Below are 19894 nucleotides of genomic sequence, written 5' to 3' on the forward strand. Positions count from 1 at the left end.
CCGGCGAACCAGAGCATTTCAGTTCGGCCGGCCGGCTCAAGGGTACGTGCCATGGTTCAACTCGCCCTGCTGCTCATCGGCGCGAATGCGGTGCGCCGGAGGTGGTGGGTCCTCGTTGGCCTCGGCTGCGCGCTCATCGCTTGTGCCGCCCTGCTCTTCGGCGATCTCGTGGACGGCTTTGCGGCGACCGCGACGAAGGCCTTCGGCCTGCTGTTCCTGCTGGAAGGCGCCTTTGCGGTCTTCGGCGCCTGGAACGCCCCCAACGGCGGCGCCCGCCTGCTGAAGGGGCTGAAGGCAGCCCTTCTGCTGCTCATCGGCTTCCTGATCATCGACCATCCGCTCCACAGCGATGCGGTGCTGGCCTGGCTGCTCGGCATCGCGCTCATTCTGGACGGCCTGTGGCGGGCCGGGACCATCACGCTTGTGCGCTACCGGCGCTGGCCGGTATCGGCCGCCATCGTTGCAGCCGAACTGGTGCTGGCCGTCCTCATCATCGCCGAATGGCCGCTGCCCCATGCCTACAACCTTCCCTTGTGCATCAGCCTGCTGCTGCTGAACTGGGGCGTCGGCGCGTTGCGCATCGGACTGTGGCTGCGCAACGAGCCGGAGGAAGTGGCGCTCTACGCCCTCCCCGCCTTCGGTGGCCGGAACTGGAATGAGAACGCCCCCGTGCTGGTGGACAGCGGCGAGCGGGAAGCCCCGCCCGAGGGCGTGCTCACCGTTCGCATCTGGACACCCGTCGGCTCGGCGGACGTGAAGGCGCGCCGCCCGGTGTTCGAGCGCTACATCGCCGCCCGCGACGTGGAGGGCGGCATGTCCACGGGCCATTCGGCCCTGGAATACGGCAACCTCTACATCAGCCACTGGCCGGGCATCGAGATCGACCCCAACAGCTCGGCCATGCGCCTGTTCGATGGCCGGGAAGCGGCCAACATTCCCGGCCTCTTCCAGCCCTCTTACGCGGTCGAATCCCAGGAATGGTGCCCGGCGGACCAGAAGGTGGAGTTGCACCACTTCAGCCCCCGGCGCCTCAGGGCCTATTGGGCCGGCTACAAGCAGGATTCCACGTACAATCTCACCAGCCGCAACTGTTCGAGCGCCGTCGTGGGCGCGCTCGATTCCACCATCGAAGGCGTGCTGGACTGCCGCTTTCCGCTGCTGCGGCTGCTGGCGCTCCAGTTCAATCCGGACCTCTGGGCGGCCGCCTATCTGCGCGCGCAGGCCCATACCATGTGCTGGACGCCGGGAATGGTGCTTGACTATGCCCGCGCCCTGAAGCGCATCGTCGAGACCGCCCACGCTCCGTGGCACGTGCGGGCACTCGATTTCCTCCGCCGCCTCCGGGCCGACCGCAAGCTGGACACCCCCGTCTGATGACCGACACCGCCAGCCCTGCCCCGCGCGCCGATCTCGTCTCCCGCGCCGCCGTCATCCTGACGGCCACCATGTTCGGCCTCACCTATTCGCTCAGCGCCCCGCTCATCGCCCTCGATCTCGCCCAGCGGGGCCTCAGCGACGGTCTCATCGGTGCCAATGCGGCCATGCATGCGGTGGGCGTGCTCATCACCGCGCTCATCCTGCCGCGCCTCGTGGCGAAGCTCGGCCCGCGGCTGCTCATCCTCGGTTCGCTCGCCGCCTCGGCTGCCGTTCTCGTGGCCTTCTCGCAGGTTTCCGCCATCTGGCTGTTCTTCGTGCTGCGCGTGCTGCTGGGCATGTCGGCGGAAGCCCTGTTCGTGCTCTCCGAGACCTGGATCAACGCCCTCTCCACGGAGGAGACGCGCGCCCGTGCCATGGCGGTCTATACGGCCGCGCTGTCGCTGGGCCTCGCGCTCGGGCCGACCATCCTCTCCGTGCTCGGTGCGCAGGGCCCAACGCCCTATCTGGTCGGCGCGGGGCTGGCGCTCGCCGCCGGCGCCTTCATCCTCGCCCCCTTCGTGGTGGCACCCGCCTATGAGAAGCCGAGCGTCGGCAACCCTCTGCGCTTCGCCGCCATGGCCCCGGTCGCCATCGGCGCCACCGTGCTCAATGCGGCGGTGGAGACGGCCGGCCTCTCCTTCCTCGCGCTCTATGCCATCAATCTCGGCTGGGGCGAGGAAAACGCCACCCAGCTCATCTCCGTGATGATGATCGGCGCCATCGTCCTGCAACTGCCCATCGGCTGGCTGGGCGACAAGATGGACCGCCACAAGCTGGTGATCGCCTGCGGCGCGCTCGCGACCCTCGGCGCCATGCTCTGGCCATTGGCCCTGCTGCACCCGGTCTCCACCTACACGCTGCTGTTCCTCTGGGGCGGGGCCTTCGTGGGCATCTACACGCTGACGCTGACCATCGTCGGCAGCCGCTTCAGCGGCGGCGACCTCGTGGGCATCTATGCGGTGATGGGGCTCACCTGGGGCGGCGGCGCGCTGGTCGGCCCCTTGGCGGCGGGCTTCGCCATGCAGGCGACGACGCACGGCCTCGCCGTCTTCGCCGCTCTCGCCTGCGGCCTGTTCACCGTCGCGGCGGTGCTGCGCCGGAGCGCCTGAGGCTTCAGCCGCCTCGCTCGGAGCGGCTGTAATTGCTCAAGTGCCCCTCCCGCGCTGCCTGTGCACGGGCCGCCTTCATGATGGCCTTGCTCTTCAGTTCCGGCGCCACGCGGGAGATGAGCCGCTCGAGGCTCGTGCCGCCGCAGTGCGGGCACAGCGGCGTATCCGAAAAACGCATCAGCAGTTCGACGTCCTTGTCGCATGTCGGACAATGAAAGCTGAACAACGGCATGTTTCGGCCTCCCTCCGGCCGGAACGAGACCGGCCGCACACCTGCAGCGCAGCGTCTCGCAAGATGGAGGCCAGACCGCGCCGGATCGGGCCGTAGCGTGATACGGCATGACCGGACGGACCGCGCCTTGAAGGGTTTTCTCCTGTCACAACATGCGCTTAGATGCGCCGCTCTGCGCAGCCGAAGCCGCCGGGGGCGGATGCGCGATGACCGAACCTGCGCCCATGGCGCACGCGACGGAGATCACAGCGCGTGACCCAGCCCTCCCCTGCCGCTCCCGTTTCCCTGCCAATCCCCCTGCCGTTGACGCTGCACATCAATCTCACGCTGGACGACATGGCCGAGGCCACGCTCGCCGCCGCGCATCCCGAAATGGCCCGCAATCGACAGCACATGCTCACCCGCGGCCTGACCGTGGTGTTGGCTGCCTTCATCGTCATCATGGGCCTCAGCAGCGGCTTTAGCCCGACGGTGCTCTTTCACGTCGTCTGGGGCACGCCGCTCCTCTATCTCCTGCTCTGCATGGCGCCGATCATCCTGCTCTGGGTGCTGCATCCCCGGCTCGCCATGCGGGGCATGCGGACCATGCTCAGGGATGGCGGGGTCCGGGAGGCGTGGGCGGCGACCCTTCAGATCACCGAAGAGGGCATCACCAGCACCGAGCCGGACCGGACCACCTTCGTCCCCTGGCACCGCTTCCGGAGCGTTGACGAGACGCCCCGCCTCGTGGTCTGCGCCCTGTGGCCCTATGAATCGACCATCCTGCCCAAGGCGGCCATTCCCGCAGATATTGCGCCCGCCCTCATCTCCTGGATGGCCGCGCAGATCGCCGCCCCTGCCGCCGGTGCGACGCCCGAAATCCCGCCCGCGCCGGAAACCGCCGTGCGGGTGACTCACAGCCTGACGCCCGACGATTATGCCGAGGCTCTCACATGGCAGCGGGACCAGCCCGCCGCCCGCCGACGGACCCGGCGCCACTATATGCTCTTCTGGGTGCTCGGCAGCCTCCTGCTGCCCCTCTTCATCCTGTTGCTGGTCCTCACCGATCCTCGGCCCATGGAGTGGGAGAAGATCACGTTCCTGGCCGAGCGAATGGTGCCGGACCTGCTCCGCAACACCCTGGTGCTGGGGGTCGCGACCTTCGGCTTTTACCTCTTCCGCCGCCGCATGGCCGCCCGCGCCGCACGCAAGATGGCCACACGCAACGCCGCGCAGTTTGATGCAGGCCCCATCACCACCACGTTCGCGCCGGACGGCATCACCATCGTGCAGGGGGGCGCCATGAGCCGGTACGGCTGGCCCATGGTGATGGCGCTGGGGGAAACGCTCTCGCATGTGCTCGTGCCGCTCCGCAGCTACGGCATTCTCGCCATCCTGCGCGAGGATCTCGATCCCGCGGCCCGGCAACGTCTGCTGGACATGGCCCGCGCCGCCGGTGTGCCCACGACGGAAGCCTGAGGGAAAAGAACAGCTTGCGCGCGACCGCGCCTTCCCCGACGGTGGCTTTCGGGCCACCATGTGGCCACAGGGGCGGGGACAGGCATGGACGCATTCAAGGGACAGAAGATCCTCATTGGCCTCATCGCGACGGTGGTGCTCGCCGCCGCCGTGTCCCTCGCGCAGGTGATCCTTGCGCCGGTGGTCTTCGCCATCTTCGTCATCGCTGTCGTCTGGCCCGTGCAGCGCCGGCTGGAACAGCGGATCGGAACCGGTCTCGCCTCCCTGCTGACGCTGTTGCTCACGCTGGCGGTGATCGGCTCCATCGTCAGCATGGTGGTCTGGGGCTTCAGCCACGTGGCGCAATGGACCTTCGCCAATGCCGGCCGCTTTCAGGCGATCTATGCGCAGGCGGGCGACTGGCTGGAGGGCCACGGCTTCCTGCTCGCCGGCTCGGTGGCCGACCATTTCAATGTGCGCTGGCTGCTGCGGGCGCTGCAGGAAATCTCCGCCCGGGCCAACAGCCTCGCGAGCTTTCTTGTCGTCACCGCCGTCTTCGTGGTGTTCGGGCTTCTGGAAGCGGACATCTTCGTCCGGCAGGTGGCGCGCCTGCCGCGCTATGGCGCCTTCCTCATGGCCTCGGGCGCTGACATCGCAAGCAAGATGCAGACCTATATGTGGGTCCGCACCCTCATGAGCATTGCCACCGGCATTCTGGTCTGGGGCTTCACGCTGGCCTCCGGCATGGAACTGGCCACCGCCTGGGGCGTGATCGCGCTGGCGCTCAACTACATCCCCGTCATCGGTCCCTTCACCGCCACGCTGCTGCCGACCGTGTTCGCGCTCGTGCAGTTCGAGAGCTGGCGCATGGCCCTCTTCGTTTTCGTCGTGCTCAACGTGGTGCAGTTCGTCTCCGGCAGCTATCTGGAGCCGCGGATCGCCGGACGGACGCTCGCCATCTCGCCCTTCCTCGTGCTGTTCGCGGTCTTCTTCTGGTCTTTCCTGTGGGGTCTGGCCGGCGCCTTCATCGGCGTGCCGCTGGTGATCGCCGCCCTCACCTTCTGCGCCCACGGCACCGGCACGCGCTGGATCGCCGACCTCTTCTCCGGCCGGGCGCCGGAGGCGGGGTGAGTTCCCGGTCCCTCCGGCGGGGCGGCAGAGGGACGCGCGCAAGCTTGGACGTGGCCACAACGCCTGTGGACACAAGACATTCTCGCGCACGGGCGGGGCACTGCCCTTTCCGGCCAGGCGGTAACCCTGAAGGGTAAGATCCCTTGACGGGACTTCCCGGCTTGCGCAGAAGGGCCTTCTGATCGACGCGGTGGGCATTCGTTGCGAATGATGCGGCTATGACACGGTGGACCCATGGCCTGATCAGGCGGCTGGTGATCATCTGCGACCTCGCGATGATCGCCATGGCCAGCGCCATCGCCTATGCGGGCTGGCAGCTCGGGCCGCTCAGCCGGCACATCGTCTTCGCCGTCATCGGCGCGCTCGTCTTCGTGCAGGTGCTGCGGGTGGGCAGTGCCTACCGGGTGGAGCACTACACCCGCCTGCTGCGGCAGATGTCCCATATCGTGATCGGCCTCGTGCCCGCCATGGTCGTCGTCGTGGCGGTGGATGTGGCCGTGGGCGGATCGCTGAACCGCACCTGGCGCGATCTGCTCGCCTGGGCGATCATCACCTTCATCGCGCTGATGGCCGGGCGGCTCTTCCTCGTGCGCCCCGGCATGGCGATCGTCAGCCGAAAAGCCCTGCTGCGCCGGCGGATCGCGCTCATCGGTGAGCGGGAGCGGGCGCGGGCCTTCATTGCCAGGTGCCGCGCGGACGAGGGCAGCGATCTCGTCGAATTCATCGGCATCTTCGAGGCCTCGTCCCAGGCGCCCCGCCCCGATGCCGCCCCGCCCGACGCGGACGACCCGCCCCTGCGCGGGGGCGTGGCCGATCTTCTGGCCCTCGCCAAATCCGAGCCGGTGGATCTCGTGGCCATCGTCGAGCCGTGGGACGATGCCCGGCGCATCAGCGCGCTGGCCGACCAGATGTACCGGATCGCCGCCGATGTGGTGGTGGACCTGGAGCCGGAAGGCTTCATGCTCCATTCCGCCCGCCTCGTGGAGATCGGCGGGCAGGAAACGCTGCAAGTGCAGCAGCGCCCGCTCAAGGGCTCGCTCGGCCTGCTGAAGACGGTGGAGGATTATGTGGTGGCCGTCATCGGCATCATCCTCACCGCGCCCATCCTGCTGGCGGCCGCCATCGCCATCGCCCTCGACTCCCCCGGCCCCGTCCTGTTCCGCCAGCCGCGCGTCGGCCTGAACAACAAGATCTTCAACTGCTACAAGCTGCGCACCATGCGCACCGATCCGCAGGACGACGGCTCTGCGGGCACGGTGAAGACCGATCCCCGGATCACCAGGGTGGGCGCCATCCTGCGGCGCCTGTCCATCGACGAACTGCCGCAGCTCTGGAACGTCCTGCGCGGCGAGATGTCGATTGTGGGGCCGCGTCCGCATGTGCCAAACATGCGGGTGGCGTCCAACGTGCGCTATGAAGCCGTCGACCGCTATGTGGAGCGCTATCGCGTCAAGCCGGGCATCACCGGCTGGGCCCAGATCAACGGCATGCGCGGCGGCATCCACACGGTGGAGAAGGCCGAGCAGGGGGTCGAGCTCGACCTCTATTACATCGAGAACTGGTCCATATGGTTCGACATCAGGATCATGCTGCTGACCATCACGCGGGGCCTCGCCGGGCCGTCCGTCTTCTGACGCCGCTCCTCGCCCTGCTGGCCGGCCTGCTGCCGGCGCAAGCGGAGCCGGGACGCCCCTTTCTCGCCTATCACACCAGTTGGTCCGAGACGCCGGCCACGACGCCGGAGGAAACCTCGATCGCGCGGCTTCCGGGCTATTACACCCACGTGGCGCTGAGCTTCGTGAAGCCGGATCTCGTCTATCCGGGCGGGCTCGATCTCTCCGCCACCGGCCTCCAATATCCTTATTCCGGCGCCGTCCTGAAGGATTCCATCGCCCTCCTCAAGGCCCGGCATCCGGCCATGCGGGTGCTGCTTTCGGTGGGCGGCTCCACCTATCTGCGCTGGGACGCTCTCAATGTGGACGCGCTGGTGCGCCTCGTCCGCGACCTCGGCGCCGACGGCGTGGACATCGATTACGAGACCGGCCAGCCGGGCTGCGCGGCGCTGCCGTCGGGCCGCATCCAGTGTTCCAGCGATGCCCTGTCAGTGCAGGTGGTGGAGGCGATCCGCGCGGCGCTGCCCCCGCCCTTCGTCGTCGCCGCCGCGGGCTGGAGCGTCGGGGCCTATGGCGAGGGGAACTTCGTCTCCGCCCGCCCCCGCAGCCCGTGGACCGGCTCCATGCTGGCCATGCTGCGCTCTCCCGCCGGCCAGTCGCTCGATCTCGTGACCATCATGTCCTATGACGCCGGGCCGAGCTATCGGCCGGACGAGGCGCTGCGCGCCTATCGGGCCTATTACAAGGGGCCACTGGCACTCGGCATTCAGGTGCAGCCGGGCACCTCGGGCGGGCCACGCTTCACACTGGATTATACCGTGCGCATGCTCCGCTCAGTGGAGAGCGATCCGCAGGCGGGCGCCATGCTCTACGGGCTCCGCCTCGCGCCGCCCGGCCCGCCGGGGCCGGACAATCCGGACTATCGGGCGCTGTCCACCGCAACCTGCGTCGCACTGCGCCTCGCCGACTGCTTCGCGTCTGTGCCTTAGAGCCGGATCCGAGCACATTGAAACGCTGGCGGTTCCATCTGGTCGGATCGCGCTCTAGATGTCGAAGCTATGAAGGTTGTTCATCCGGGGCTTGGGTGAGAGGCTTGGGTTGCGAAGCCAACAAGTCCTGACCGGAGCACCCGGATGAACATCCACAAGCATGCCCGCATGACATTCCACGGTCGAGTCCTTCTGGCGCAGCGGATCACGGTGGAAGGCTGGCGTACGGCCGACGCGGCCGGGGCCGCCGGCATCTCGGTCCGCACCGCCTACAAATGGCTGGCCCGCTTTCGGGCGGGCGGCGAAGCGGCCCTTCATGATGCAAGCTCGGCGCCCGGCCGAAAGCCCCGCGCCACGTCGGGCGAGACTGTGGCAGCCATCGAAGCCCTGCGCCGGCAGCGCCTGAGCGGCCCTGCCATCGCCCACAGCCTCGGCCTGGCCCGCTCGACCGTCGGAGCCATCCTGCGCCGGATCGGCCTCTCCCGGCTCGCCGCCCTCGATGAAAAGCGGCCCGCCAACCGCTACCAGAAGGCTATGCCGGGCGAACTCATCCACATGGATACGAAGAAGCTCGGCCGCATCGACGGCATCGGCCACCGCATCACCGGCGACAGAACCAGGCAAAGCAACAGGCGTGGTACCGGCTGGGAATGCCTCCACGTCGCCATCGACGATGCCTCTCGCCTTGCCTACACCGAAGTCCTGCCCGACGAGAAGAAGGGCACCGTCTGCGCATTCACCGCCCGCGCGCTCGGCTGGTTTGCCCGCCACGGCGTCGTCACAGCCCGGCTGATGACCGACAACGGCAGCGCCTACAAGAGCCATGACTTCCGCGATCTGCTCCGCGCTGCCGGCGTCCGTCACGTCCGCACCCGGCCCTATACCCCGCGCACCAACGGCAAGGCCGAGCGCTTCATCCAGACCTCCTTGCGCGAATGGGCCTATGCCGTCCCGTACACCTCCTCACGTCAGAGGACCCAAGCGATGCCGGGCTGGATCGACACCTACAATCTCAACCGGCCCCACTCCGCTCATAACGGCCTCAGCCCATGGACAAGGCTGAACAACCTTCTTGGAAACGACATCTAGACAGCGCCCGTTCAGGCGACCGGGCGTCCTTCCGGGTGCAGGGCGACGACGTTGCAGAAGGCGCCGGGGCGGCTGGCGAGCGGCAGCAGCGCGCCATCCTCCGCCAGCCGGAAGAAGCGGTAGCCGAGCCCCTGCAAGGCGTTCCAGGCGGCGGCGGGATCGCCTCCCGCCTTCAGCAACGTCGGGCAGTTCATCTCGAAGATGACCGCCGGATGATAGGCCCGCAGAGTGTCCATGCCACCGGCGATCACCTGCCCCTCTGCGCCCTCCACATCGATCTTGATGCAGTCGACGCGGGCGAGGCGCTGTTCCGTCACCATCACGTCGAGCGTGGTGATCGGCACCTGCTCGGTCTCCGCATCGCTGCCGTCGCTCACCAGCGAGAAGGCCTGCGGATCGTTGCCCAGCGGATTGTGATGAAGCGAGGCGACGCCCACGCTGTCGGAGAGCGCCTTGCGCACGATGGCGACGTTGCTGAAGTGGTTCAGGGCCACATTGTCGGCCAGCAGGCTGCCGGCGGTGCTGCCGGGCTCCACCGCCACGACGCGCCCGGCGGTGGGGGCCATCTTGACGGTGAAGAGGCCGATATTGGCGCCCACGTCGATGAAGATGTCCCCGGGCCGCACGAACTTCTGGATATAGCGCAGCTCCGGCTCCACCTGGTCCCGCAGCAGGAAGGCGGAGACGGAGGTGTAGCGGAAGTCCGCCGGCACGCGCAGCCGGCCGCCGCCGGGCACGAGGCTGAAGGCCGGGCGGATGCCGAGCGGGGCGCAGACCGCCCACTGGGCGGCGCGTCCGAGAACCGCCAGCGGAGCCTCCTTGAAGGCCGGTTCAGAGAACAGTCGCTTGAGCCGTCGCAGCATGCCGTTTTCCAATGATGCGCCGTGGCGCGGTGCGGATGAAGACGTGCCCCGTCCCCTGGGGCGCCACCGGCCGTCCCGCGCGGTGGCCGAGATAGGCGGCGAGCGCCATCACGGTGGCGAATTCGCCCGGTGTGAAGACGAGGGAATAGACCGCCGACGTGACGATGAGAAAAAGCACGTAGTCGGCCAGCGCATGGGCAAAGGGATCGCCGTTGCGCCGGGCCAGCCGGCGCAACTCCACATAGCCCCACACATGCAGGCCGAACAGCATCAGGGCGCCCACGAGCCCATATTCGAACACCACGCCCACCCAGCCGATGTCGGCAATATAGAACTGCGCGTTGCCGAAGATGTCGGCCAGCGTCACGGTGCTGAAGCGGGTGGTGGCGCCGACGCCGAAGAGCCAGTTCATCACGTCGCTGCCGAGATAGCCGGTGGCGAGCGCAAAGGAGTTCTGCCGCACCGACAGCGAGCCGCCGAGCCAGGTCTCCACCTTGTCGGCGAAGAGGAGCAGGACGAGGACCGCCACAGCCGGGACGACGATGGCCGCCGTGGCGGCGAGGATCCGGCGCCAGCGGGCGGGCAGGGAGGCGAGCACGCCCCAGCCCACCACCGCCAGGGCGGCGCCGATGGAGGCCCGCTGCTTGTAAATGTAGAACTCGAGCGCAATGCCCACCAGCACGCCCACCGCCGGCCAGAAGGAGGGCCGGCGCATGAAGGTGCGGGTGAGGAAGAACAGCACGATCACACCGAAGAACATCGGCATGTAGATGCGATAGCCGCGCTCCAGCTCATAGAGCATGAGCTTTCCCTTGGAGGGGTCGCTCGTGTACCAGGAGGCGGGCGCCACCATCCACAGCAGCAGCATGGCCCCGAAGGTGCCGTAGCCCAGCGCGAGCACGATGCGTCGCAGCCGTCCAGGCTCCGGATTGAGCCACACCAGCACGCCGGCCAGCGCGAAATAATAACTGAAAGGCCAGACCTTGACCGTCGTGGTGAGCGCGTCGAACAGGCCGTTGCCGAGCTTGATCATGGAGATGAGCGGCGTCAGGCCCATCATGTAGGCCATCAGAGCCACATAGCCGCCCTTCGCCGGCAGCGGCACGCGCGCGATCGCCCAGATGGCGACGGGCGCCATCAGCACCGGCCATGCCTTGGACAGGATGTAGGGCGGCGGCAGCTCTGCGAGATAATAGAAGCACTGGCCGAACAGCGGCAGCACGACCAGCAGCACCATCCACGTCATCACCGGCGGGAAGCGCTCGCCGACCAGCGGCGGCGACGTGCTCATCCGCTCCGCGCGATGCAGCGGCATGACCAGCCGCCGCTGCGCTCCGGGCATCGCGGCGCTCATGGCGCACCCCTTTGCCGGGTCGGGGCCATGCCATAGGCGCCCGGATTCCATTTCGCCTTGGCGACCATCCAGAGTAGCGGCATGGAGTCGATGAACACCCGCCGGGCATGGCGCACGGGATTACGCAGCAGGCGATAGAGCCACTCGACGCCCAAGGTGCGGAACACCATCGGCGCGCGCTTCACGAGGCCGGTGAGGAAGTTGAGGGAGCCGCCGACACACAGGCCCGTGCCCACGGCGCCCGCCTGCTGCACCATCCGCGCCAGATATTCCCCGCGCGGGGAGCCGACGCCGAAGAAGACGTAGCGCGCCGGATGCTGCTGCACGAAGGTGACGCAGGCCTCCGCCTCGCCGGGCTGTTCCATGAACCCCATTGGCGGATCATAAACCGCCAGCCGCGTGAGGCCGAACCGCTCCACCAGCCGGCGCCGCAACGCCTCCCCGCCACCGATCACCGTGATCGCATCGTCCGGGCGGATATGGTCGCGGAACAGGAGTTCAGTCAGGTCGCTGCCGGCACAGTGGGGCAGATCGAGGCCGAAGACCTTGCGGGCAAAGGCGCGCGGCACCTTGCCGTCCATGAGCCGCAGCCAGGCATGGTCATAGACGTCCTGGAAGCGGGCATCCCGGATCTCGCCCAGAAGGTTGAAATGGGAGGCGTTGGGCGTGACCGCATAAGCGAAGGGCACGCCGGGTCCGCGTGCGGCGATGAGCGCCGCCGCCTCAGCGGCATCGAGACGGGAGATCGGCACTCCGAGAAAGACCGTCTCGGCCACCGGCGGCAGCGGACGGGAGATGTCCGTCAGCGGCTCCATGTCCTGCTCGCCCGCTCCCTTCGCACAGCCATCGCACACAGGGCGGTATAGCACTGCAACCGCGCGAATTCAGGTCCGAATATCGCCATTCGCTCTCCGGCGGCGTCCGGTCACGGGATGACCGTCGTGCCGCCGGTGGTGTTCGTGGTGTAGCTGCCGAGCGTGTAGCTGAAGGAACGCTGGAACGGCACCACCTTGTTGATGAACTGGTCGATCCACAGGTCCAGTTCGGCGATGGAGCTGCGCGGCACGTAGATGATGTCGCCCGCCATCAGCGGCACGTTGCCCTCGTCCCAGGCCGTCTCGATCACGTCGCGCACGTTGACGGTGCGCAGCATGGGCTCGTTGTTCGGGCCGCGGCGGATGATGGCGATCTGGCCGAGTCTTGCCTCGTCGGTGAAGCCCCCGGCCAGAAGGATGGCCTGCAGGGCGCTCACGCGCATGTCGCTCAGGCGATAGGAGCCGGGACGCGCCACCATGCCTCCCACGAACACCCGCGCCGACACCGCATCCTCGAGCGCGACGGTCACGCGCTGGTCGGTCAGGTCGTTGCGCGAGGCCCGGCGCACCGCATCCTGCACGGCAGCGAGGGACATACCCTCCACGCGCATCTGACCGGTGGAGCGCAGGGCGATGGTGCCGTCGGGCGCGACGGTGATGTCCTCGTCCATGTCGCGGGTGACGAAATACTTCACCTTCAGCTTGTCCCCCGGACCGAGGCGGTACACGGACGGGACATTCGTCCACGGGCGGAAGCCCTGCGGGTTCACCTGGGAGAAGGAGATGTTCTGGCCGGTCGCAAAGGGCGTCTGGCCGCTCTCGTTGGTGACCGGCGGCGCGCCCGCATAGGCCATGGGCGCGCTGCCGTCCGGCGGCGCGATTCCCATGGCGGCGCCGGCATAGCTCGCATAGGTCGCCGGGGGCGGAGCGATGGCGGTCTGGGGGGAATTGGTGGAAGTGGTCGTGCAGCCGGCAAGCGCCAGCCCGGCGGCGAGGAGTGCCGGTCCCATGGTCCACCGGCGGCCGGCGCGCAGCGGGCCGGCACCGGCGGCATGCGTCTCGACCTCGGGCGTTCCGCAAAAGGGAACGGACATGGCAGGGCTCCTCACGAAGGATCGGCCCGCCCGGTTACACAGTCGCGATCCGCGCCGCTGGCCGCGGTACGGATCGCCAAGCAGGGAATCGCCGGTCCGATCTTGGTAAACCGAACCTAAATCCCCATGGTTAATGAGCGCTTAAGTGTCAGGAAATGCGGTAGATCCAGCCCGGCACGTAATACTTGCGGCCCATGAAGACAAAGCCCATGAGGACGCCGCCGCTCTCGAGCACGTCAGCCCGCAACCGCAGGGCCGCCGCCTTGCGGGTCTCCTCCGCGCGCACAATCAGGATGTTGGCATCCACAAGCCGGTTGAGGCGGTGCTTCACCGAGGATGCGACCGAAGCGGAGGAAGAGATGATGATGGCGTCGAACTGGTCCTCCAGTTCCTTCATCATCCGCTGCCCCTCGACCATGGGCAGCCGCACGCTGAGGAGCGGAGAGCGCTCGCTGTCGGCCACAGACCATAGCAGCGGCACAGGCGTGCGCGCGATGGTGAGCCCGCCGCGCGCTTCCACGCCGTCATCGGCGCGGTGCGCGCCGGCGGGCTCGGACAGGTCGATGAGCAAGGTGCGCAGGCCGCGCTGGATGGCGAATTCCTCCGCCAGCCGCTGGCAGAAGACGGGCACATCCGGATGCCGCTCCTGCGACAGGAAATGGAAAGCCCGCAGCGGCCGCCCATCCAGCTCGGAATCGAGGAGCAGCGTCGCGAGCCCGCCGATGGCGGTTTCCGCCGCCACCGTCTGGAAGGGCGCGCGCCCGTCCGCGAACTCCGCGAGGGTCGGCAGGCCGAGCAGCCGCTCCACCTCCATGGGGGTGATGAAGCCGGTCCGCAGGGCGGAGGCGATGGCGCCGGCGGCGGCGCCGAACAGCAGGCCGCCGAACACACCGGCGGCGAGGAACGGCAGGGCCATGCTGCGGCTGGTCACGGCGGCGCCCGCCGCTTCCACCACGCGCACGTTGGAGGCGCGCACCTTGGAGGCGGTTTCCTCCACATTGGCGGCCACCGCCCGGCGCAGATACTCGCGATAGCCCTCGCTCAGCGTCTCGCGCTGGCGGTTCAGCTCCGTGAGGCGCGTCTCCACGCCCTGGAGGGTGGCGACGCGTCCCTGCGCCTGCTGCTTCTGCTCGTTGAGCTCGGCCTCCTGCCGGCTCAGGGCGTCCAGTTCCACGCGCAGGCTCAGCACCATGTTGTTCATGTAGCTGATGGCCGGATTGCGCACGTCGCGGTTGGTCGCATAGAGGCGCGGGTCCGGCGCGCCCATGGTCTTGCGCACCGTGTCGATCTTCTGCTCGACCTCGCGCACCTGCGGGCTCGAGGGCGTGAACTGGGAGAGCAGGCGGTCGCGCTCCACGAGGAGGCGGGTCAGGATGTTGCGGTCGTCGTCATTGCCGGAGGCATTGCTCTTCTGGGCGAAGTCGAACACCGTCTCCGGCAGGGCCTGCATCTCCTGCTCGGCCTTTTCCAGCTGGGCAGCCACCGCGACCTTGCGCTCGGCCACCTGCCGCTGGCGCTGGACGATGCCGTCCACCTGGTTCGCGGCGAGCACCGCGTCCTGGGCGAAGTCGATGACCCCCGCCTTGCGCTTCAGGCTTTCGATCTCGTTGTCGGTGGCGGTGAGGTCGCGCTTGAAGCGCTCCACCTCGACCATGAGGATGTTGGCGGTAGGGTTCTCGAAGATCTTGCGGCGATAGGCGAGATAGGCCTTCACCAGCTCATCCGTGGCCTCGATGGCGAGATCCCGGTTGGGGTTCGAGACGCTCACCTGGACGATGTTCGAGCCCGACAGCACCGTCGTGCGCATGTTCTTGCGGAAGCGCTCGATGGCCCGGTCCATGGGACTGATCCCGCTCGGCACCAGGTCGCGCAGGAAGGACAGCCGGCCCGGCGGGAACAGGCGCTCAAGGCCGATCTGGGCGATGGCGTCGCGGATCACGTCCGCGCTTTCGATGATCTGGACCTCGGATTCGACCTGCTTCAGGCCCTCGATGGAGAGCACCGAAGGGCCGCTGTCCGTCACGTTCTGGGTCGCCACCTCCCGGTTCACCATCACCAGCAGGAGGCTGGAGGCGGTGTATTCGGTCTTGGTGACGAGGCAGGCGAAAATGCCGACCAGGATGGGCAGCAGCGCGGCCAGCAGGACGACGCGGCGGTGGAAGAAGGCGGCGGTCCAGAAATCCCGCATGGTGAAGGCCGCGGACCGGCCTTCGGCCCACGAGGTTGGCGCCTTGTTCTCCAGTTCGCCGGCGTGCCCAGAAATCATCATCTTCCTCGGTCTTCGTGGACGCGATACCGCGAGCCGCGATCAAACCCTTCCGGTCCGGCCCCTGCCCCGACGCCCGTACCCCCACGCGAGACAAGCCGAAAAACCTTAACAAGCCGGCCTTGTCCGGCGCCGCCCTCTCAGACCGCGCGCGGCAGAAGACGCCGCGCCGCGAGCGTGGTGCCGATGGCGCCCTGCGCGATGAAGAGCGCCGTCAGGGCCGCAGCCCCCATCATACCATAGAGGGGGATGAGAACCGCCCCGAGCAGGCAGCAGGTGGCGAGCTGGCCCGCATTGAGCCAGCGCAGGACGCCGCCGTGGCCGGTCATGGCCAGCAGGATGTCCTGGCAGGGCAGCAGGCAGTTCACCAACTGGCCGACGCTCATGACCAGCAGCGCCGGCCGCGCCATCTCGAAGCCGGGGCCGATGAGATGCAGCAGGAAGGTGGGAAAGAGCATCATCGCCGCGATCACCGGCAGGCCGCACAGCCCCACCACCAGCCGCACGCGCCGGTTCAGCGCCCGCAGGCGATCCCAGGCGCCGATCCGGTGCAGGCTGGCGAAGTTCGGGGCCGCGATGGTGCCGATGGACAGAATGACCACCCAGATCAGCATGGAGATGCGGCTCGCCACACTGAAGGCGCCGACATCCGAGGGCGGCGCGAAGACGCCGAGCACCAGCACCGGAATGGAGTTCAGCGAAACCTGCACCACCTCCACCATGCCGAGCGGGAAGGCCGTCCGCCACAGGGGCGGCAGGGCATCCGGCGCCTGCGCTTCGTCCTCGGACGGCGGCGTGTGGCGGTGGGTCAGGATCAGCGCAACACCGCAGGCGGTGGACGCCGCATTGGCGAAGGCGAGCGCCAGCAGCATGCCATCCAGTGACTGGACTCCGGCCGCCACGGTGGCGAGCGTGATGACCGGCCACAGCCCGTTCTGCACGAACTGGCTGGCCACGCCCCGGTTGAGGCCGGAGAGGCCGTGCCCGATGACGATGCACAGGGTCTGCGGGAGGATCACCGCTGCCGACAGAGCGAGGGACGGGCCAAGCTCCGGCTGGCCGAACACATGGGTGGAGAGCGGCTGGGCGAGCAGCAGGGTGAACAGCGTGGCCAGTGCCCCGCCCGCGAAAGCGCTGGCGACGCCGCCGAATAGCGCCCGATGCGCCTCCGCGACGCGGCCAAGGGCCAGTTCCGCCGCCATGTGGCGCATGATCGCCTTCTCGAACCCGCCGCGGGCGAGTGTGGAGATGAGGCCCACCCATGTGATGCACAGGAAGAAGAGGCCGGCATCGTGCGCGCCCAGCACACGCGCCGCCAGCATGTAGAGGCCCAGCTTTCCAACAAGCTCAAGCCCGCGTACCACAAGCGCGGCGGCATAGGCCCAGTGCGAGAGGGCCAGCCGCAGAAGGGATCGAAGAGCCATCATGCCGAAGTCGCGAGGAACCGCCTCCGCTGGTCACACCGCGCCGGTCGCCCGTACGGCCGGGGGCAGGATGAAACATGCGCTCGCGAAAGTCGCAAGCGCCTTGGCCGGCGGTGCCCTTCTGGCCGCAAGCCTCGCGGAACCCGCCGGCGCCCAGTTGCAGGGCATGCCCCGCAGCGATCTGCCGGCACAGGGCAGCACCGATCCGGAGATCGACCCCTTTCCGTTCGATCCGCGCCTCGAGATCCGCAGCTACGTTGCAAGCCGCCTGCCGACCGAATGGTGGGCCAAGGAGCCGATCTACAATCTCGGCCTCTTCTCCGTGGAGATTCATCCGCCCGCCGCATGGCGGGGCAATCCGACCTCGGCCATGATGCGCCTGTGTCCTCCGGCCCGGCATGAAATCTGGCGGCACCTGCAGAAGATCGAGCTGCGCCCTTTTTATCACGACGCCCCCTGGCCTGCCTTCACCTGCCGCCCCGGAACGGTGCCCTAAGGACAGCTGAAATCGTCTGTATGCCTGACAAAGAGGCTGCTCACGGCCGCGTGACTATGGTAGTTAAGTGCCTCCATGGAGAGTGCTGGCGCGATGGGTAAGCCGGCCGTTTCCGGAAGGCGCCCGGACCGGGCCCGCCCGGCGGGAATGGCTCGAGGAGGCATGCGGACGTGACCGATCAGGCAATCGAGAACCAGCTGCGCGAGATCCTCAAGGTGCAGGGCAAGGTGGCCGTCGCCGCTGCCGCCATCGGGCCGGACGACGACCTCTACGGCCTCGGCCTCTCCTCGCTCGCCACCGTCAATGTGATGCTGGAAATCGAGGCCCGGTTCGACATCGCCTTTCCGGACGATGCCCTCACCCGTGCGACCTTCCAGACGCTGGGCGGGCTCGCGGCGCTGGTCCGCCGGCAGCTCGGCGCGGCCGCAGCGGCATGACCGGCGCCCTCGACCTCGCCCCGCGGGCCGAGGCGCCCGATCGCGAACTTTGGGCGCAGGTCTGCGAGACGGCCCGCACCCACGCCGCCGCCGTCGATCAGGAGGGCCGCTACCCCGCGGAGGCCGTGGCGGCGCTGAAGGCCTCCGGCGCGCTCGGCTGCGCCGTGCCACCGGCACTCGGCGGCGCGGGAACCGGCATGGCGACGCTGGCGCGAATGGCCTGCGAGCTCGGGGCGGCCTGCGCCTCCACCGCCATGGTCTTCGCCATGCACCACAACCAGCTCGCCTGCCTCGTCCGGCATGCGGGCGACAATGCGTGGCTGCGCGACTTCACCGCCGCCGTGGCAGCGCAGGGCCTGCTGCTCGCCTCCGTCACGTCCGAGGAGGGCATTGGCGGGCGCCTGCGCACCAGCCGCTGCGCCGTCGAGCCGGCCGGCGAAGGGCGCTTCCGGCTGGAGAAGCAGGGCTCGACCGTGTCCTACGGCGCCGAGGCCGACGCCTTCCTCCTGACGGCCCGCAAGGACGCCGAGGCGGATGCCTCCGATCAGGTGCTCGTGGTGCTGCCGCGCGCCGGGGCGACCGTCGAGCCCTATCGTGGCTGGAATGCGCTGGGCCTGCGCGGCACCGGCAGCGGCGGCTTCCGCATCAGCGGCACGGGCGACCGGGCACAGGTTCTGGACGTCCCTTTCGGCGAGATCGCGCAACAGACCATGGTGCCCAATGCCCACATCCTGTGGGGCGCGGTCTGGCTCGGCATTGCAACCGACGTGCTGGCCCGCTGCCGCGCCTTCCTGCGCACGCGGATGCGCAGCGGCTCGTCTGCGGCCGAGCGCGGCCTGCCGACGCTCGCGCGCATGCACGGGCACCTCCAGGACATGGAGGCCGCCCTCGCTCGCGCCATCACCGTGTATGACGGACAGCGGGCAGATCCGGGCGCGCTGGAGGCGATCCTGCTCAAGACGCGGCTCTCCGACACCGCGCTCACCGTGGCCGACATGGGCATGCGCCTGTGTGGCTTCACCGCCTATAGCAACGAGGGGCCCTACAGCCTGAGCCGCCATCTGCGCGACCTCTATGCGGCGCCCCTGATGATCAACAATGACGCCATCCTCGCCGACGCCGGGCGGCTGCTGCTGGTGAACCGCACCGCCTTCGGCGCCTTCGACGCAGAACAGGACCTGCCATGAGCCGCGTGGAACTGGCCTTTCCCGTAAGTTCGGCCGCCGCCTTCCGGGCCGAGCTGATCGCCGCCGGCCTGCTGATCCCCACCGGCGTCGATGGCCTCTACGGCCGCGGCGCCGCCTACGAGACCGTGGCGGACGCGCTCGAAGCCGCCATCACGCGCCTTGCGGCGGCCGATGCGCCCGAGCGGATGCGCTTTCCTCCGGTCATGTCGCGGCAGGAGTTCATCGCCAGCGGCTATCTCAAGGGCTTTCCCCATCTCGCCGGCACGGTGAACTGCTTCTGCGGCAATGAGGCGGACCACCGCCGCATGCTGGCCTGCATCGAGGCCGGAGAGGACTGGGACGATCTCCAGCAGCCCTCCGAAGTCGTGGTGACGCCGGCCGCCTGCTATCCGGTCTATCCGGTCGTCGCCGCACAGGGCCCTCTGGCCGAGGCCGGACGGCTGGTGGACGTCTCCTCCTACTGCTTCCGGCACGAGCCCTCCGTGGACCCCTGCCGCATGCAGATGTTCCGCATGCGCGAACTGGTCCGCATCGGCAGCGAGGCCCAGGTGCTGGCCTTCCGCGATGGATGGATGGCCCGCGCCAGTCGCTGGCTGGAAACGCTCGGCCTGCCCTCCGCGACCGCGCCGGCGAGCGACCCCTTCTTCGGGCGCGGCGGCAAGATCATGGCCGCCGGGCAGATGGAGCAGTTGCTCAAGTTCGAGCTGCTGGTGCCGGTGGGCAGCACCAGCGAGCCCACCGCCTGCATCAGCTGCAACTATCACATGACGCATTTCTCGGAGATCTGGCCCCTGAGGGACGCCGCCGGCGGAATGGTGCGCAGCGGATGCGTGGCCTTCGGCATCGAGCGGCTGACGCTGGCGCTGTTTCGGCATCACGGCTTCGATGCCCGGCTCTGGCCGGCCGGGGTCCGGGCCGAACTGTTCGTCTGACGGCGGCCGC

The 19894-nt window shown here is 68.5% G+C and carries 18 protein-coding genes; 11 read left to right on the top strand and 7 right to left on the bottom strand.

Annotated elements, in window-relative coordinates; genetic code table 11:
* Positions 1 to 51: 51 nt before the first annotated feature.
* The gene (locus tag AZC_RS22600) at positions 52 to 1374 is read left to right on the top strand and encodes a hypothetical protein (protein ID WP_012172931.1); all 1323 of its coding nucleotides are present in this window, start codon (positions 52 to 54) and stop codon (positions 1372 to 1374) included.
* Complete coding sequence (locus AZC_RS22605) at positions 1374 to 2525, top strand: MFS transporter (protein WP_012172932.1); 1152 nt, start codon at positions 1374 to 1376, stop codon at positions 2523 to 2525. Before AZC_RS22600 ends, AZC_RS22605 begins: the two co-directional genes overlap by 1 nt.
* A 4-nt stretch (positions 2526 to 2529) precedes the next feature.
* On the opposite strand, the gene AZC_RS22610 is transcribed toward AZC_RS22605, so the two are convergent.
* Positions 2530 to 2757, bottom strand: a complete 228-nt coding sequence (locus AZC_RS22610; protein WP_012172933.1) for an FmdB family zinc ribbon protein — start codon at positions 2755 to 2757, stop codon at positions 2530 to 2532.
* A 252-nt stretch (positions 2758 to 3009) separates the two neighbouring features.
* Between AZC_RS22610 and AZC_RS22615 the strand changes: the two genes are divergently transcribed.
* The 5 genes from AZC_RS22615 to AZC_RS22635 all read left to right on the top strand — a co-directional run bounded on the left by AZC_RS22615 (position 3010) and on the right by AZC_RS22635 (position 9016).
* The gene (locus AZC_RS22615) at positions 3010 to 4215 is read left to right on the top strand and encodes a YcxB family protein (RefSeq protein WP_012172934.1); all 1206 of its coding nucleotides are present in this window, start codon (positions 3010 to 3012) and stop codon (positions 4213 to 4215) included.
* An 84-nt stretch (positions 4216 to 4299) separates the two neighbouring features.
* Positions 4300 to 5325: an AI-2E family transporter gene (locus AZC_RS22620; RefSeq protein ID WP_043879764.1), complete on the top strand. Its 1026-nt coding sequence runs from the start codon at positions 4300 to 4302 to the stop codon at positions 5323 to 5325.
* A gap of 218 nt (positions 5326 to 5543) precedes the next feature.
* Positions 5544 to 6959 carry an exopolysaccharide biosynthesis polyprenyl glycosylphosphotransferase gene (locus AZC_RS22625; RefSeq protein ID WP_012172936.1) on the top strand — a complete coding sequence of 472 codons (1416 nt, stop codon included), beginning with the start codon at positions 5544 to 5546 and terminating at the stop codon, positions 6957 to 6959.
* Entirely contained in the window at positions 6893 to 7927 is a 1035-nt protein-coding gene (locus AZC_RS22630; RefSeq protein WP_081434162.1) for a glycosyl hydrolase family 18 protein, read from the top strand. Before AZC_RS22625 ends, AZC_RS22630 begins: the two co-directional genes overlap by 67 nt.
* Before the next feature lie 144 nt (positions 7928 to 8071).
* Positions 8072 to 9016 carry an IS481 family transposase gene (locus AZC_RS22635; protein ID WP_012169461.1) on the top strand — a complete coding sequence of 315 codons (945 nt, stop codon included), beginning with the start codon at positions 8072 to 8074 and terminating at the stop codon, positions 9014 to 9016.
* An 11-nt stretch (positions 9017 to 9027) separates the two neighbouring features.
* On the opposite strand, the gene AZC_RS22640 is transcribed toward AZC_RS22635, so the two are convergent.
* The 6 genes from AZC_RS22640 to AZC_RS22665 all read right to left on the bottom strand — a co-directional run bounded on the left by AZC_RS22640 (position 9028) and on the right by AZC_RS22665 (position 16835).
* Positions 9028 to 9879: an FkbM family methyltransferase gene (locus tag AZC_RS22640; protein ID WP_043879765.1), complete on the bottom strand. Its 852-nt coding sequence runs from the start codon at positions 9877 to 9879 to the stop codon at positions 9028 to 9030.
* On the bottom strand, positions 9848 to 11233 hold the full coding sequence (locus AZC_RS22645) for a hypothetical protein (protein WP_148209897.1): 1386 nt from the start codon (positions 11231 to 11233) through the stop codon (positions 9848 to 9850). The genes AZC_RS22640 and AZC_RS22645 overlap by 32 nt, the downstream gene beginning before the upstream one ends.
* The gene (locus AZC_RS22650) at positions 11230 to 12048 is read right to left on the bottom strand and encodes a WecB/TagA/CpsF family glycosyltransferase (RefSeq protein ID WP_043879766.1); all 819 of its coding nucleotides are present in this window, start codon (positions 12046 to 12048) and stop codon (positions 11230 to 11232) included. Before AZC_RS22650 ends, AZC_RS22645 begins: the two co-directional genes overlap by 4 nt.
* Before the next feature lie 110 nt (positions 12049 to 12158).
* Positions 12159 to 13142: a polysaccharide biosynthesis/export family protein gene (locus AZC_RS22655; protein ID WP_244421757.1), complete on the bottom strand. Its 984-nt coding sequence runs from the start codon at positions 13140 to 13142 to the stop codon at positions 12159 to 12161.
* A gap of 148 nt (positions 13143 to 13290) precedes the next feature.
* Positions 13291 to 15411 (bottom strand): GumC family protein, encoded by a 2121-nt coding sequence (locus AZC_RS22660; protein WP_012172942.1) that lies wholly within the window; start codon positions 15409 to 15411, stop codon positions 13291 to 13293.
* A gap of 137 nt (positions 15412 to 15548) precedes the next feature.
* On the bottom strand, positions 15549 to 16835 hold the full coding sequence (locus tag AZC_RS22665) for a lipopolysaccharide biosynthesis protein (RefSeq protein ID WP_012172943.1): 1287 nt from the start codon (positions 16833 to 16835) through the stop codon (positions 15549 to 15551).
* Positions 16836 to 16902: 67 nt separating this feature from the next.
* Here AZC_RS22665 and AZC_RS22670 point away from each other — a divergent pair, with 67 nt between their 5' ends.
* The 4 genes from AZC_RS22670 (at position 16903) to AZC_RS22685 (ending at position 19884) form a co-directional block, all read left to right on the top strand.
* Positions 16903 to 17328: a hypothetical protein gene (locus AZC_RS22670; protein WP_148209898.1), complete on the top strand. Its 426-nt coding sequence runs from the start codon at positions 16903 to 16905 to the stop codon at positions 17326 to 17328.
* Positions 17329 to 17498: 170 nt separating this feature from the next.
* The gene (locus AZC_RS22675; protein ID WP_052286047.1) at positions 17499 to 17765 is read left to right on the top strand and encodes an acyl carrier protein; all 267 of its coding nucleotides are present in this window, start codon (positions 17499 to 17501) and stop codon (positions 17763 to 17765) included.
* Positions 17762 to 18952 (top strand): acyl-CoA dehydrogenase family protein, encoded by a 1191-nt coding sequence (locus AZC_RS22680; protein WP_043879768.1) that lies wholly within the window; start codon positions 17762 to 17764, stop codon positions 18950 to 18952. The genes AZC_RS22675 and AZC_RS22680 overlap by 4 nt, the downstream gene beginning before the upstream one ends.
* Positions 18949 to 19884 (top strand): amino acid--[acyl-carrier-protein] ligase, encoded by a 936-nt coding sequence (locus tag AZC_RS22685; RefSeq protein WP_012172946.1) that lies wholly within the window; start codon positions 18949 to 18951, stop codon positions 19882 to 19884. Before AZC_RS22680 ends, AZC_RS22685 begins: the two co-directional genes overlap by 4 nt.
* Positions 19885 to 19894: the final 10 nt, after the last annotated feature.

It is taken from the genome of Azorhizobium caulinodans ORS 571 (assembly GCF_000010525.1).
GTDB lineage: Bacteria > Pseudomonadota > Alphaproteobacteria > Rhizobiales > Xanthobacteraceae > Azorhizobium > Azorhizobium caulinodans.